The sequence below is a fragment of the Roseivivax sp. THAF197b genome, from assembly GCF_009363255.1.
Lineage (GTDB): Bacteria > Pseudomonadota > Alphaproteobacteria > Rhodobacterales > Rhodobacteraceae > Roseivivax.
The window spans coordinates 875,759-890,878 of the sequence record NZ_CP045318.1 but is presented as its reverse complement, the minus strand read 5'-3'; the positions used below and the strand labels follow the sequence as shown (position 1 = coordinate 890,878).

General features: G+C 65.8%; 13 protein-coding genes and 1 riboswitch. Of the genes, 6 read left to right on the top strand and 7 right to left on the bottom strand.

Going from position 1 to position 15,120, the window contains the following annotated elements:
• Positions 1–45: 45 nt before the first annotated feature.
• The 4 genes from gcvP to FIV09_RS04465 all read right to left on the bottom strand — a co-directional run bounded on the left by gcvP (position 46) and on the right by FIV09_RS04465 (position 5,401).
• Positions 46–2,895 (bottom strand): aminomethyl-transferring glycine dehydrogenase, encoded by a 2,850-nt coding sequence (gcvP, locus tag FIV09_RS04480; protein ID WP_152448871.1) that lies wholly within the window; start codon positions 2,893–2,895, stop codon positions 46–48.
• A 123-nt stretch (positions 2,896–3,018) separates the two neighbouring features.
• A complete protein-coding gene (gene gcvH, locus FIV09_RS04475) occupies positions 3,019–3,381 on the bottom strand; it encodes a glycine cleavage system protein GcvH (RefSeq protein ID WP_152448870.1) in 363 nt (120 codons plus the stop codon).
• Between the two features lie 26 nt (positions 3,382–3,407).
• A complete protein-coding gene (gene gcvT / locus FIV09_RS04470; RefSeq protein ID WP_254702349.1) occupies positions 3,408–4,472 on the bottom strand; it encodes a glycine cleavage system aminomethyltransferase GcvT in 1,065 nt (354 codons plus the stop codon).
• Between the two features lie 359 nt (positions 4,473–4,831).
• Positions 4,832–4,920, bottom strand: a riboswitch (glycine riboswitch).
• Positions 4,921–4,927: 7 nt separating this feature from the next.
• Positions 4,928–5,401 carry an Rrf2 family transcriptional regulator gene (locus FIV09_RS04465; protein WP_152448869.1) on the bottom strand — a complete coding sequence of 158 codons (474 nt, stop codon included), beginning with the start codon at positions 5,399–5,401 and terminating at the stop codon, positions 4,928–4,930.
• 97 nt (positions 5,402–5,498) lie between these two features.
• Between FIV09_RS04465 and FIV09_RS04460 the strand changes: the two genes are divergently transcribed.
• Positions 5,499–6,059 carry a gamma-glutamylcyclotransferase family protein gene (locus FIV09_RS04460; protein ID WP_152448868.1) on the top strand — a complete coding sequence of 187 codons (561 nt, stop codon included), beginning with the start codon at positions 5,499–5,501 and terminating at the stop codon, positions 6,057–6,059.
• A gap of 134 nt (positions 6,060–6,193) precedes the next feature.
• Here the strand turns inward: FIV09_RS04460 and gltX are convergent, their stop codons facing one another.
• Positions 6,194–7,522, bottom strand: a complete 1,329-nt coding sequence (gene gltX, locus FIV09_RS04455; protein ID WP_152448867.1) for a glutamate--tRNA ligase — start codon at positions 7,520–7,522, stop codon at positions 6,194–6,196.
• Between the two features lie 141 nt (positions 7,523–7,663).
• Here gltX and thpR point away from each other — a divergent pair, with 141 nt between their 5' ends.
• Positions 7,664–8,194, top strand: coding sequence for an RNA 2',3'-cyclic phosphodiesterase (thpR, locus tag FIV09_RS04450; protein ID WP_172975621.1), 531 nt, complete (start codon positions 7,664–7,666; stop codon positions 8,192–8,194).
• Between the two features lie 26 nt (positions 8,195–8,220).
• Positions 8,221–8,586 (top strand): metallopeptidase family protein, encoded by a 366-nt coding sequence (locus tag FIV09_RS04445; RefSeq protein WP_152452349.1) that lies wholly within the window; start codon positions 8,221–8,223, stop codon positions 8,584–8,586.
• Positions 8,587–8,632: 46 nt separating this feature from the next.
• On the opposite strand, the gene FIV09_RS04440 is transcribed toward FIV09_RS04445, so the two are convergent.
• Both FIV09_RS04440 and FIV09_RS04435 read right to left on the bottom strand, forming a co-directional pair.
• Entirely contained in the window at positions 8,633–9,835 is a 1,203-nt protein-coding gene (locus tag FIV09_RS04440; protein WP_152448865.1) for a glycosyltransferase, read from the bottom strand.
• Between the two features lie 99 nt (positions 9,836–9,934).
• The gene (locus FIV09_RS04435) at positions 9,935–11,602 is read right to left on the bottom strand and encodes an NAD+ synthase (RefSeq protein WP_152448864.1); all 1,668 of its coding nucleotides are present in this window, start codon (positions 11,600–11,602) and stop codon (positions 9,935–9,937) included.
• Positions 11,603–11,791: 189 nt separating this feature from the next.
• Here FIV09_RS04435 and FIV09_RS04430 point away from each other — a divergent pair, with 189 nt between their 5' ends.
• From FIV09_RS04430 to FIV09_RS04420, 3 genes are all read left to right on the top strand, one after another.
• A complete protein-coding gene (locus FIV09_RS04430) occupies positions 11,792–13,267 on the top strand; it encodes an MORN repeat-containing protein (RefSeq protein WP_152448863.1) in 1,476 nt (491 codons plus the stop codon).
• Positions 13,268–13,339: 72 nt separating this feature from the next.
• Positions 13,340–13,552 (top strand): DUF2945 domain-containing protein, encoded by a 213-nt coding sequence (locus tag FIV09_RS04425; protein WP_152448862.1) that lies wholly within the window; start codon positions 13,340–13,342, stop codon positions 13,550–13,552.
• 83 nt (positions 13,553–13,635) lie between these two features.
• The gene (locus FIV09_RS04420; protein ID WP_152448861.1) at positions 13,636–14,853 is read left to right on the top strand and encodes a bifunctional alpha/beta hydrolase/OsmC family protein; all 1,218 of its coding nucleotides are present in this window, start codon (positions 13,636–13,638) and stop codon (positions 14,851–14,853) included.
• Positions 14,854–15,120 lie beyond the last annotated feature (267 nt).

Here is a 15,120-nt window from a genome sequence, read left to right as displayed (position 1 = left end):
TTTCTCTGAAGGCCGGGGCGTTTCGCATCTGGGTAAAGCGGCGGTTTATTCCGCCGCTTCGGCGTAATCCTCCATCGGAGGACAGGTGCAAATCAGGTGCCGGTCGCCATATACGTTGTCCACGCGGTTGACCGGCGGCCAGTACTTGTCGACCCGGAATGCGCCCGGCGGGAAGCAGCCCTGCTCGCGCGCGTAAGGACGATCCCAGTCGCGCACGAGGTCTTCCATCGTGTGCGGCGCGTGTTTCAGCGGATTGTTCTCCGCATCCATTTGCCCCTCTTCGATGGCGCGGATCTCGTCCCGAATGGCCAGCATCGCGTCGCAGAAGCGGTCGAGCTCGGCCTTGGTCTCGGACTCCGTGGGCTCCACCATCAGCGTACCCGCCACAGGCCAGGACATGGTCGGCGCGTGGAAGCCGCAATCGATCAGCCGCTTGGCGATATCGTCCACCGTCACGCCCGCAGATTTCTGGAAGGGCCGCACGTCGATGATGCATTCATGCGCAACCCGGCCCGCATGCCCGCGATAGAGCACGTCGAACGCCCCTTCGAGGCGCTTCGCGATGTAGTTGGCATTCAGGATCGCCACCTTCGTCGCCTGCGTCAGACCATCGCCGCCGGTCATCTTGATGTAGGCCCAGGAGATCGGCAGCAGCGAGGGCGAGCCGAAGGGGGCCGCCGAAACCGGGCCCGGCCCTTCCCCGCCCGCAGTCGGATCACCGGGCAGATGCGGGGCAAGATGCGCCTTCACGCCAATGGGGCCCATGCCGGGGCCGCCACCGCCATGCGGGATGCAGAAGGTCTTGTGCAGGTTGAGGTGGCTCACATCGCCGCCCAAATCGCCGGGCTTCGACAAGCCCACCATCGCGTTCATGTTGGCGCCGTCGATATAGACCTGCCCGCCATGTTCGTGGGTGATCGCGCAGACCTCCTTCACCTCGGTCTCAAAGACCCCGTGGGTGGAAGGATAGGTGATCATCGTGCCCGCGAGATCGGCGCTGTGCTTCTCGGCCTTGGCGCGGAAATCCTCAAGGTCGATGGAGCCCTTCTCGTCGCATTTCACCGACACGACCTTCCAGCCCACCATTTGTGCGGAGGCCGGGTTGGTGCCATGCGCGTTGACCGGGATCAGGCAGACATTTCGGTGCCCCTGCCCCTGCGCGCGGTGATAGGCGGCGATGGTCAGAAGGCCCGCATATTCACCCTGCGCGCCGGAATTGGGCTGCATGGAGATCGCGTCGTAGCCGGTGATCTCGCAAAGCTTCGCGTTCAGATCGTCGATGAGTTGGGTGTAGCCCGCCGCCTGATCCTTGGGGCAGAACGGGTGCAGCATGGAAAATTCAGGCCAGGAGACCGGCATCATCTCGGCCGCGGAATTGAGCTTCATCGTGCAGGAGCCCAAGGGGATCATCGCACGATCGAGCGCCAGGTCCCGGTCCGCAAGGCGACGCATATAGCGCATCATCTCGGTCTCGGCGCGGTTCATATGGAAGACGTCGTGCTGCAGGTAATCGCTGCGGCGCACGAGCGCGTCCGGCAGGCGATACTCGGTCACTTCCGCGTAGCTGCGGTCGATGCCGAAGGCGCGCCAGACCGCCTCGATCTTCTCGGGGCGCGTTGTCTCGTCAAGGGTGATGCCCACGCGGGTCTTGCCCACGGGCCGCAGGTTCACCCCCTCATTGACCGCCGCCGACAGGATACCCCGCTGAAAGAGGCCCACATCGACGGTGATCGTGTCGAAGAACGCCTCCGTCTCGACGGTGAAGCCGCCTGCACGCAGCCCCTCGGCCATGGTCGCGGCCTTGAGATGGATGCGCTGCGCGATGGCCTTCAGACCCTCGGGTCCGTGGAAGACCGCATAGAAGCCTGCCATAACCGCCAGCAGCGCCTGCGCGGTGCAGACATTCGACGTGGCCTTCTCGCGGCGGATATGCTGTTCGCGCGTTTGCAGGGCGAGGCGATACGCCCGGTTGCCATGCGCATCGACCGACACGCCGACAAGACGGCCGGGCAGCGCGCGCTTGTAGGCGTCCTTGGTGGCGATATAGGCGGCATGAGGCCCGCCATAGCCCATGGGCACGCCGAAGCGCTGGGTGGAGCCCACGGCGATATCGGCGCCCATGGCACCCGGCTCCTTCAGAAGGCAAAGCGCCATCGGATCGGCCGACACGATGCCCAAGGCACCCGCTTCGTGCAGTGCGGAGATGGGCTGGCTGAAATCCTGCAGATCGCCATAGGTGCCGGGATACTGGAAGATCGCCCCGAAGACGGCGGATGCATCCAGCGTCTCGGGCGCGCCGACGATGACCTCGATGCCCAGAGGCTCGGCGCGGGTTTTCATCACTGCGATGTTCTGGGGGTGGCAATTTTCGTCGACGAAGAAGGCCCGCGCCTTGGACTTCGCGACCCGCATGGCCATGGTCATGGCCTCGGCGCAGGCCGTCGCCTCGTCCAGAAGGGACGCGTTGGCGATCTCGAGGCCCGTGAGATCCGACACCATGGTCTGATAGTTCAGAAGCGCCTCAAGCCGCCCCTGGCTGATCTCCGGCTGGTAGGGCGTGTAAGCCGTGTACCAGGCGGGATTCTCAAGGATATTGCGTTGGATCGCAGGCGGCGTGACCGTGCCGTGATAGCCCTGCCCGATCATCGTCGTCATCACGCGGTTCTTCTTCGCGATCTGGCGCATCTCGAAAATGAGCTGGCGCTCGGACAAAGGCGCGCCGAAATCGAGCGGCTGGTCCTGCCGGATCGCCTCGGGCACCGTCTCTTCGATCAGCGCGTCGAGATCGGCGACTTCGAGCGCCGCGAACATCTCCGACATCTCGGCAGGCGACGGGCCGATATGCCGACGGTTTGCGAAATCATAGGGATCGTAATCGGTGGGCGTGAAGGCCATGACCAGTCCTCTCAAACGGGGCGAGTGCGCCGCGGCGCCGAGATGCGCCACAGCCCTGCCCTTACCTCTTTCCAGATGCGCCTGCCCGCTTCCGGCCCCGAGAGGGCACCGGAGCGGCGCGGATCAGGCGATGAACTTCTTGTAAGCGGCTTCATCCATGAAATCGTCGAGGGCCGAGGGGTCCTCGATCGTCATGCGGAAGAACCAGGCGGCACCTTCGGGGTCGTCGTTCACCTGCGCGGGCTCATCGGTCAGCGCTTCGTTCACTTCCGTGATCTCACCGTCGAGCGGGGCCAGGATGTCCGAGGCCGCCTTGACCGATTCGATCACCACGACCTCGTCATCCTTGGACACGGTCTTGGGCACGTCGGGCAGTTCGACGAAGACAACATCACCAAGCTGTTCTGCCGCGTGGGATGTGATGCCCACGGTGACAACGCCCTCGTCGTCGATCTCGAGCCATTCGTGTTCTTCGGTGTATTTCATGTGCAGGTTCCGCTTCGCTGAGACGTCTATCGTTTGAAATTTGCAGCCACGAAGGGCAGCGCGGTCACGGTGACGGGGCGACGCTTGCCGCGCAAGTCCCCGTAAAGAACGGTGCCGGGCGTGGCCGATGCGGCGGGCACGTAGCCCATGGCCACAGGCCCTTCGACAGAGGGGCCGAAGCCGCCCGAGGTGATGCGGCCCACGGGCTCCGCACTGGTCTCGTCGGCGTAAAGCTGCACCCCTTCACGCATGGGCGCGCGGCCTTCGGGCGTGAGGCCTACGCGTTTCTGCGCCGGGCCGTCATTGAGCTCCGCAAGGATGCGATCCGCGCCGGGAAAGCCGCCCGCGCGTGCGCCATCTGTCCGGCGCACCTTCTGGATCGCCCAGTTGAGCGCACCTTCGACGGGCGATGTCGTCGGATCGAGATCATGCCCGTAAAGGCAAAGCCCGGCTTCGAGCCTCAGCGAATCGCGTGCGCCGAGGCCGATGGGCGCCACGGCCTCATGATCCAGCAAGCGGCGCGCGAAAGCCTCCGCTGCCTCGGCAGGCAACGAAATCTCGAAGCCGTCCTCGCCGGTATAGCCCGAGCGCGAGACCCAGATCTCGACCCCGTCTACAACCGCGTCGCGCACATCCATGAAACGCATATCCGCAAGCTCTGGCGCGATTTCGGCGAGCACTGCCTCGGCCTTCGGGCCCTGAAGCGCCAGAAGCGCGCGGGTAGTGACATGCTTGACCACCACATCGGGCTCGAGGCCTGCGCGCATCAGCGCGACATCGGCGTCCTTGCAGGCGGCGTTGATCACCAGAAACAGATGATCGCCCTTGTTGGCGATCATCAGGTCGTCCTCGATCCCGCCCGCATCATTGGTGAAAAAGCCGTAGCGTTGACGCCCCTCGGGCAGATCGATCACGGATTGCGGCACCAGCGCCTCCAGTGCCTCGGCAGCACTGCGCTTGCGCGACAGAAGGATGACCTGGCCCATATGGCTCACGTCGAACAGCCCGGCCTCGGCGCGGGTGTGCAGATGCTCCTTCATGACGCCCATCGGGTATTGCACGGGCATCGCGTAGCCCGCGAATTCGACCATCTTGGCGCCCAGTTCCAGGTGCAGATCATGAAGCGGGGTCTTCAGCAGCCCCTCTTCGGTGCGCGGGGCATCGCCTGCCGCATCAGGAGCCGCGGCGCCGTCGCATCCGGGCGCGTGACCGCCATCCGGGCCATGGGCCATGCCGCAGCCGCATTCCTGGCGCTGCCAATCGTCGTAATCGCTTGCATCGCGCTCTGGCACGGCGTCCCTCCATTCAACGCGGCGCGGGTTCTTGTCCCGACGCCAACAGCGGCGGACATGTTGCCCGCCAGGAACGCCCCCTCTGTCCCGGTGCCTGAGATCGTTATCCCTTCGGCGGGTGGATGGGTTTTGAGCCCGGCCACCACTCTCCAGAGTGTCTTGTCGCGACGGTCCTGAGGCCTGAGAGTTTCCGGGGCGGTTGCTCCTTCGGCACCGGCCAGACGGCCGGTTCTCCCATCGCTGCGCAAACAGCTTTACTCAAGCGGCTCCGCAGGCGCAAGCGAGGAGGAAGGATCGTCCAGACCGAAGACCTGCGACAAAGAGGCGTTGTTCGCCACCAGGTCGTCCAGGGTCACGTCGTCGAGTGCCGCATAGAACGCCTCGGCCGCCTTCGTCAGCGCCTTGCGCAACCGGCACGCATCGACCAGTGGGCAGGTATTGGCCTCGGGATCGAAGCATTCCGCCAGCGGCGCCTTCGCCTCGAACGCCCGAAAAAGCGGCCCGAGCGCGATGTGATCGGGCGTGCGCGCCAGCCTGAGCCCGCCATGCCGCCCGCGCCGTGTTTCCAGATAGCCCAGCTGCGCGAGCTGATTGACGATCTGGCCCAAGTGGTGCTCGGACGCATTGCACGCCCGCGCGATCTGGGATTTCGTCACGAGGCTGGTATTATGCACTGCACAATACATCAGCACTCGCGTCGCTATATTTGTACGCTTTGTGATGCGCATCGGTCCGCCTCCCGAATGACGCTATTTCTTGCACACCTGTCTTTTTGAGGGGCGACAGATTATTGATTTCCGACACCATGCCCGCAAATAGGTCCGAATGATACCTTTTTTCTTTGGCTACGGGTCGCTGGTTAATCAGCGGACCCATGAAAACCGCCCCGCACACCTGGCCACGGCGCGCGGATGGCACCGTGCCTGGGTCGCCGTGGAGGCCCATCCGCTGGCTGTTCTGACCGCCGTGCGCGCCCCCGGCGCGGAAATCGACGGCCTGATCGCTGCGGTGCCCAACAATGACTGGGACATCCTCGACCGGCGCGAGGCGGAATATGACCGCATCCCGGCCACCGAGGATATCGCCCATCCGGTCGAGGATCTGCATTCCATCGCGATCTACTCGGTCCCCGAGGCACGCCGCAGCCTGCCCCATCCCGACAAGCCCATCCTGATGAGCTATCTCGACGTGGTACTTCAGGGTTATCTCGACATGTTCGGCGAGGCGGGCGCGCGGCGCTTTTTCGATACGACCGAGAACTGGGACGCGCCCATCCTCAATGATCGGGCAACGCCGCGCTATCCGCGTGCGCAGACCCTGACCGGCGACGAGCGCGCCTGGATCGATGCGGAGTTGAAAGGTCGTGGATTGACGCCCAGAAGCTGACCGGGCGCCGCTCTGTTTCGGGCTATTAACTGAAACTCATGGCCCCGGAACTGACCCGGGGTCCACCGCCGCGCAAGCGCTGCAACAGCGCAACTGCCGCAGGGTGGCTGAAAGCCCGCCCGCGGCATGCGCCCTTAGCCCGACTTCGCGCGGACCACCTGCATCAGCGGCATCACATCGGCCATTTCGGGGCCGCGATCCATGCCCGTCACCGCGCGGCGGAGCGGCATGAACAGGCCCTTGCCCTTGCGGCCGGTCTTTTCCTTCACCGCCGCGGTCCAGGTGCCCCAGGTGTCGGCGTCATAGGGCGGCTCGGGCAGCAGCGTCATCGCCTCGGCCACGAAGTCCGCATCCTCGGGGTCGATCTTGGGATCGCCCCCCTTGGAAAAGAGCTCCCACCAACCGGCCAGATCGTGCCGCGTGGTGATGTTCTCGCGCGCCACCTGCCAGAAGAGCGGCGCTTTGTCGTCGGGCACGCCCAGCGCGCGAATGTCGTCCGCCATCGCGTCATAGGGCAAGCCGTGCAGCTTGCGCGCCGTCAGCGGATAAAGATCGTTCACGTCGAATTTCGTGGGCGCGGAGCCGAATTGCGACAGCGCAAACCCTTCGGCGATCTCGTCCAGCGTCAGCCGCAGCTCCACGGGCTGCGACGAGCCGAGCCGCGCCATCAGCGACAAGAGCGCCTCGGGCTCGATCCCGGCCTCGCGCAGGTCCTTGAGCGCCAGCGTGCCCAGCCGCTTCGACAGGCTTTCGCCCTGCGGTCCGGTCAGCAACGAATGATGCGCGAAGACCGGATGACCCGCGCCGAGTGCCGCCATGATCTGGATCTGCGTCGCCGTGTTGGTGACGTGATCCGAGCCGCGCACCACATGGGTGATGCCGAACTCGACGTCATCGACAACGGAGGCTAACGTGTAGAGGAACTGCCCGTCTGCCTTGATCAGAACCGGGTCCGACACCGAAGCCGCATCGATGGAGATCGGCCCGAGGATGCCGTCCTCCCACTCGATCCGCTCCTGATCGAGCTTGAAGCGCCAATGCCCCTGCCCGCGTTCAGCCTGCAGCTTTTCCTTCTCGGCCTCGGACAGCGCCAGGGCTGCGCGGTCATAGACCGGCGGACGCCCCATGTTCATCTGCTTCTTGCGCTTGAGGTCCAGCTCCGTGGGCGTCTCGAACGCCTCGTAGAAGCGCCCGATCTCGCGCAGCTTGTCCGCGGCCTCGTGGTATTTCTCGAGCCGCTCGGATTGCCGCTCCACCCGGTCCCAGCCAAGGCCCAGCCATTCCAGATCGCGCTTGATCCCGTCGACATACTCCTCCTTGGAGCGTTCGGGATCGGTGTCGTCGATGCGCAGGATGAAGGTGCCGCCCTCTTGCTTCGCGATCAGCCAGTTCATCAGCGCGGTGCGCAGATTGCCCACATGAATATGGCCGGTGGGCGACGGGGCGAAGCGGGTGATGGTCATCGGATCTGTCCTCGATCTGGCCGTGGATCTGGCGGTGTCGCGCGGTCTTTCACAAAGCCCCCGCCTTGTCCATATCGCCCCCTTGCACCCGGCCCCGCAACGGGCGAGCCTGCGCGCGTCGTTTCCCCGGCCGGAGCCCCTATGCGCGCCTTCATCGCCCTGCCCATCCCTGCCTCGGATGCCGAGGTTCTGGAAGCCATGGGTGACCGGCTCGATGTGGGCCGCACCGTGCCCTCCGAGAACGCGCATCTGACGCTGGCCTTTCTGGGCGACGTGCCCGAAGCGGATCTGCGCGAGGTTGCCGACGCGCTCGAGACGCTGGCGCCGCCGTCTTTCGCCTTCGACCTTTCGGGGATCGAAGCCTTCGGCACCGCGCTCGCCCTGCGCGGCCATGGCGGAGCGCCGCTGGCCGATCTGCAGGCGCGGGTGAAATCGCGGCTCGTGGGGGCGGGGATCACGCTGGAGCGGCGGCGCTTCCGTCCCCATGTCACCTTCGCCCGCCTGCCCCAGCGCATGACGCTGGAGGACGAGGCCAAACTCGGGCGCTTCCTGACCCGCGAGAACACGATGGCAATCCGCGAGGTTCCCGCGCGGGAGGTGGTGCTCTACGAATCGATCCTCACCCGGGACGGCGCGGTCTACGAGCCGCTGGCGGAGTTCGCCCTGTCGTGACGGCGCGCGCGATCACGCTCGAGGAGATGGAGGCGATGGCCCGCGCCACCATCGACGCCCTGCCTGCCCCCTTCGCCACTGGCGCCGCGGAGGTGGTGCTGCGGGTTGAGGACTGGCCGGATCAGGACATGCTGCGCGATCTCGGGATGGACGATCCGCTGGAGCTGACCGGGCTCTACGATGGCATCCCCATGACCGAGAAGAGCTTTGCCGACCCCGCCCCCTGGCCCGACACGGTGTGGCTGTTTCGCGAGCCGATCCTCGCGGAATGGCGGCACCGGGGCGATGTGGAGATCGCCGATCTCGTCGCGCATGTGACCGTGCATGAGCTTGCGCATCATTTCGGCTGGTCGGACGAGGATATCGCGGTGATCGACCGCTGGTGGGAGTGATGCGCAGCGCGCAACGCGCATGCGGTGCAGCCGCCCCTTGATCGGATCAGCGTCCGCGCGCGGCGCAGATCGCCTCCCACAGGGCGCGAGCGGTGGCTGCCGTGTCGAACTGACTTTGCGCACGCTGCTGCGCGGCTCGGCCAATCTTCACCCTCAAAGCCTCATCCGTGCAAAGCTTGCGGGCCGCTTCGGTGATCGCATCCACGTCCTGTTGCGGCACCAGAAACCCGTCGACACCGTCGGTGATCATGTCGCCCGTGCCGCCGATGCGGGAGCAGATCACCGGCAGGCCCGCAGCCATAGCCTCCATCACGGCAACCGGCGCGGCCTCGCCATGTCCGAAGCTCGTCAGCACGAAAGCATCCGCTCGCCCCAAGGCCGCGCGCACATCGTCCTGACCAAGCGGCCCCAGCATCGACACTTGATCGCCGAGCGAAAGGCGCGCGATCTCGGCGCGGATCGCACTCTCCGCCTCGCCCGACCCTGCAATCCGGTAATGGGCGGCGTGGCCCGCATCGATCAGGCGGCGCAGCGCCTTCAGGAAATAGACGTGTCCCTTCACCGGGTTCAGCCGCGAGATGGACAGGAATTGCAGCGGCGCATCGGCGGGACGGGAGGGCCTATCGCCAACAAAGCGCGCTGTATCGACGCCCATGGTGATGACCGGCACGTCGCGGCCCGGCGCCACGGCCAGAACCTCGTTCCGCAGGGGGCGCGTGACGGTTGTGACAAGCGCGGCGCGGGCGAATTTCGCCGCGTGATCCGTGCCGTAGACATCGAGATTGCCATGCACGGTCACCGAATAGGACGGTCCGCCCATCCGCTCGGCAAGCGCTCCGAGATGCGCGGCATCGGCGCAGGAATGGAAATGCACGTGACCCACGCCCGCCGCCTCCGCCGCGGCACAGATATCCGCCGCCGACGGCAGCAGCGCGGCCACTTTCGCCCGCGCCTTGGCGCCGCCCTCCTGCAGTTCGCGCAGATAGCCCAGCGCACGCACCAACCCCGCCGGATGCCGCGCCGCCCAGCGCAGAACGGCACCGGGGCGCGGCGGGAAGACGTAATGGGTCTCGGCGCGCGCGTCCTCGCCGAAGGCATGCGGGCAATCCTCGGGCCGGGGCCTGCGGGACGAGAAAAGCACGACCTTCACGCCTTGTGCACGCAGGGCCGCGACCTCGCGCCAGAAAAACGCGTGGGTCTGGGTCGGAAAGGCGGGCACGAAATAGCCCAGGGCGCGCGGTGCGGTCATGGCGCCTGTCTGCCCGGACTTTGGGCCAAGATCATGACCCTTCCACGGCTCTTCCCGCCCGAGCTGCGCGCCCCGTGACCCGTCGGCCACGGCGGCCGCTCAAGACTCCCGCCGCGCATCCCGCCATCGGTTCACGATCGGGTAGCGCCGGTCGAGCCAAAAGGCCCGGTCTGTCAGGCGCGTGCCGGGGGCCGATTGGAAGCGCTTGTATTCGCTGATGTAAATCAGATGCTCGACCCGCGCGGCATCGTCGCGTGCGTAACCCGCCGCGACGCAATCCTCGATGGAGCCTTCGTCATCGACGAGGATCTGCAGGATGCCGTCGAGCACGGGGTAATCGGGCAGCGAGTCGCTGTCCTTCTGATCCGCGCGCAGCTCGGCCGAAGGCGGCTTGGTGATGATCCGGTCGGGGATCACCTCGCCCTCGGGGCCCATCATCCACGCGCGGTGATTAGCGTTGCGCCAGCGGCAGGTCTCGAACACGCGTGTCTTGTAGAGATCCTTGATCGGATTGTAGCCGCCATTCATGTCGCCATAGATCGTGGCATAACCCACTGCGACCTCGGATTTGTTGCCCGTGGTCAGGAGCATTTCGCCGAACTTGTTGGACATGGCCATCAGCAGGAGGCCGCGCAGACGGGACTGGATATTTTCCTCGGTCACATCCTCGTCGCGCCCTTCGAACAGGGGGGCCAGTGTCTCGGTGATGGCATCCCGGCCCGGCGTGATCGGCACGAAGTCGTAGTGACAGCCCAGCGCTTCCGCCACGGCCTTGGCATCCTCGAGCGAATGCTCAGAAGTGTATTCCGAGGGCAGCATCACGCAGCGCACGTTCTCGGGGCCCAGCGCATCGGCGGCGATGGCCGCGACGATGGCCGAATCGATCCCGCCCGACAGGCCCAGCAGCACCTTCCTGAAGCCGGTCTTGCGCATGTAATCGCGCAGGCTCTCGACCATGGCGCGGTAATCCTGCTCCCAGGCGTCGGGATGACGTGCGACGGCGCCCGGCTCTGCGCGCCAGCCCTCTTGCATGCGGGTCAGCGTGACATGGGCGATCTCCTCGTCGAAGACCGGCAGTTTCACCGCCATCTGGCCGCCCGGATTGACGATGAAGGAGCCACCGTCGAAGACCTGATCGTCCTGCCCGCCCACCATGTTGAGGTAGATCAGCGGCAATCCCGTCTCCACCGTGCGGGCGATCATGTGGTTCAGCCGCACATCGAACTTGTCGCGGTGATAGGGCGAGCCGTTGGGCACCAGCAGAAACTCGGCACCCGTTTCCTCCAGGGTTTCGGCCACGTCCTCGTACCAGGCATCCTCGCAGATGGGGCTGCCGATCCGGACCGCGCCCACCGAATAAGGCCCGGTCACGGGGCCCGAGGCATAGAGGCGCACCTCGTCGAAGACGGTGTCGTTGGGCAAGTGATGCTTCAGCACCGCGGTCTGCACCGCACCGTCCTTCAGGATGAGATAGGCGTTATAAAGCTCCGTCCCCTCCAGCCAGGGCGCGCCGATGGCGATGGCAGGCCCCTCCGCGCAATCCGCGGCCAGCGCACGCACCTCTTCGATCGCGGCGGCATGGAAGGCCGGACGGCGGATCAGGTCCTGCGTGTTGTAACCGGTGATGAACATCTCCGGGAAGGCGACGAGGTCGCTGCCCGCGTCGCGCGCCTGCTCCCAGGCCGCGAATGCGCGGGCGCGGTTGCCGGTCAGATCGCCGACGGTCGGGTTCAGTTGCGCGAGCGTCAGTCGGAATTGGTCCGCCATGAAATCTCAGCCTCTTGCTGCATTTCCCGCCCACATAGCAGATGGGGCCCCGAGGGGAAGGCAGAGGGCGCGCGCATCCCTGCCAACCGGGTCGGGCTGCGGCCAAAAGACATTGTATCGCTTGGCCCCGTTGACTAATTTCACGGCAACAGCCCGCATGATGCGGCCGAACGGGCGGGAAAGAGCAGCATGACACAGAACAGCCGAACCATCTTCCTGCGCGCGGGCCTTCTGGCCCTGGGGCTCGGTGTCTCGGGCGTGGCGATGGCACAGGACGGCGAGGTCATCTCGAAGCAATACGATGATGGCGGCGTCTACGAGGGCACTTTCAAGGACGGGCTGCAACACGGCACCGGCACCTACACGCTGCCCAACGGCTACGAGTACACAGGCGACTGGGTCGAGGGCGAGATCCGCGGCCAGGGTGTCGCGCGCTTCCCCAACGGGTCGATCTACGAAGGCGAGTTCGAGGCCGGGAAACCCGATGGCGTGGGCCGCATCGTCTTCGCCGATGGCGGCACCTACGAGGGCACCTGGAAGGACGGCAAGATCACCGGCCAGGGCATCGCGGTCTATGCCAATGGCGTGCGCTACGAAGGCTCGTTCCGCAATGCGCTCCATCACGGGCGCGGCACCATGACCTCGCCCGGCGGTTACATCTACGAAGGCGACTGGGTCAACGGCACCAAGGAAGGTCGGGGCAAGATCACCTATCCAGATGGTTCCACCTATGAGGGTCGCGTCGCGGACGGCCAGCGCGACGGCGAAGGCACGCTGATCATGACCGACGGTCTGGTCTATGAGGGCATGTGGGATGACGGCCAGATCGACGGGGTCGGCAAGCTGACGCAACCCAATGGCGACATCTACGAAGGCGAGCTGGTCGCGGGCCGCCGCGAAGGTCAGGGGAAAGTCACCTACGAAAATGGCGATGTCTACGAGGGTGAATTTGTCGCCGATCAGCGCGAGGGTCAGGGCACGTTTCGCGGCGCAGACGGCTATGTCTATACCGGCAACTGGATCGCGGGCGAGATCGAGGGCGAAGGCCGCGTCACCTATCCCGATGGCTCGGTCTACGAGGGCCAGTTCCGGGGCGATCTGGCCAATGGCAAGGGCAAGATCACCTATCCCGACGGCTCGACCTATGAGGGCGACTGGGTCGAGGGTGTCATCGAGGGCGAGGGCCGCGCGGTCTATGCCAACGGCCTGATCTACGAAGGCGGCTTCCAGAACGCCAAGAACCACGGGCTCGGCACCATGACCTATCCCGACGGCTACCGCTACGAGGGCGAATGGGTCGAGGGCGAGCGTGAGGGCCAGGGCACTGCCACCTATCCCGATGGCACGGTCTATGAAGGCGCGTTCCTTGACGGGCAGCGCCATGGCGAGGGCCGGATCGTGATGCCGGACGGGTTCGAATATTCGGGCGAATGGGCCGACGGCGAAATCGAAGGCACGGGCGTTGCGACCTATGCCAATGGCGATGTCTACGAAGGCACGTTCATCGGCGGCAAACGCCAGGGCACCGGCACGATGCGCTATGCCACGGGCGAACAGGCCCGCGGCGAATGGGTCAACGGTGCGCTGGCCGAGGGGGAGACCGGCCCCGCGCCCGAGTACGAGGCCACCGAAACGCCCGACACCCCAGACGCGCCCGAGAACTGAGCCTGGCCCCCATGCGCGGGAACCCCGCGCCTGAGCACCGCGTTCCTCTGCCAAAGTGATAGGAGAGCGATTATGGGATATGCCACCGGCGACCGCGTGGAATGGGATTGGGGCGACGGTACCGCCTCGGGCGAGATCAAGGAGCGCTTCACCCAAGACGTGACCCGCACGATCAAGGGCAATGAGGTCACGCGCCATGCCTCCGTGAATGAACCCGCCTTCATGATCGAGCAGGAAGACGGAACCTCCGTGCTGAAATCGATCACCGAAGTCAGGAAGGCGTGAGCCGACTGAAATGAGTGGCCGCAACGCAGGCCGCCATGCCTAGATGTCCCTGACGCGGCTAAATCGCGCAGCAAGGGGGCATCATGGCCAGCGAGAAGATCACCTTCGATGGGCCGTCCGGGGCAAAGCTTGCCGGGCGGCTCGACATGCCGGACGGGCCCCATCTGGCCACGGCGCTCTTTGCGCATTGCTTCACCTGCGGCAAGGATATCGCCGCCGCCCGGCGTATCGCGGCGCGGTTGGCCGCCGAAGGCATCGCGGTTCTGCGCTTCGATTTCACCGGGCTCGGCCATTCCGGCGGCGAGTTCGAGCATACGTCCTTCACCACGAATGTCGGCGATCTGGTGGCCGCGGCGGGCGTTCTCGCGGCGCGCGGCATGGCGCCGCAACTGCTCATCGGCCATTCGCTGGGCGGTGCCGCGGTGCTGAAAGCCGCGCCCGAGATCGCCTCGGCCCGCGCAGTCGCCACGATCGGCGCGCCTTTCGATCCCGGTCATGTGACCCATAATTTTGCGGACGCGCTGGAGCGGATCGAAACGGAGGGCGCGGCAGAGGTGGATCTGGGCGGGCGCCCCTTTCGCATCGGGCGTGATTTCGTCCGCGACGTCGCAGCAACCGAGTTGGCGCCGATCATCGCCCATCTGAAACGCGCCCTTCTGGTAATGCACGCGCCGCGCGACGCGCAGGTCGGGATCGAGAACGCCACCGCCATCTTCACGGCCGCCAAGCATCCCAAGAGCTTCGTGACGCTGGACGAGGCCGACCACCTGATCACACGGCCCGAGGATGCCGAATATGCCGCCGGTCTGATCGCCGCATGGGCCGCACGCTATCTCGACCTCGCGCCCCCGCCCCCGCCCGAGGCCACGCCGGAAGGCATCGTGCGCGTCTCGGAATGCGATCCCGGCGGCTTCCTGCAGGATATCCAGGTGGGCCCCCACCATGTCACCGCTGACGAACCCAAATCCATGGGCGGCACGGATCAGGGGCTTACGCCCTACAACCTGCTCTGCGCGGCGCTCGGCGCCTGCACCTCCATGACGATCCGCATGTATGCGCGGCGCAAGGGGCTACCGCTCGATCACGTAGAAGTCGACGTGCACCACGACAAGCTTCACGCGCGGGATGCGGATGCCGATGCGGGCGGGGCGGCGCAGAAAGTGGATCACTTCTACCGCCGCATCCGGCTGGAGGGTGATCTCGATGCGGCGACGCGGGGGCGGTTGCTGGAGATCGCGGATAAATGCCCGGTGCACCGGACGCTGGAGCAATCATCAGCGGTCGTGACGGAGTTGGGGTGAGGCGGATTGGTGCGCGCATCTTCGTGAGCCGATGGAAGGCTTGAGCGCCCAGCCCGAACAGCGCCGAAGGCGCCGGGCCAGCGCCGGACCGGCCCGACCGGTCTGGCGCTTTGGCGACGCCAGCACGCGGCACCTGCGACGCGATGATATGACGGGATAAAGCGCTTATTTCCAAGGTTGTCGCGCCAGCCCACCGGTGCGGCGCTGGCCCGGCACACGGAGGACTGCGCCTCGTGTCGCGGGATCTGGCGGCGCCTTGGGGTCTTC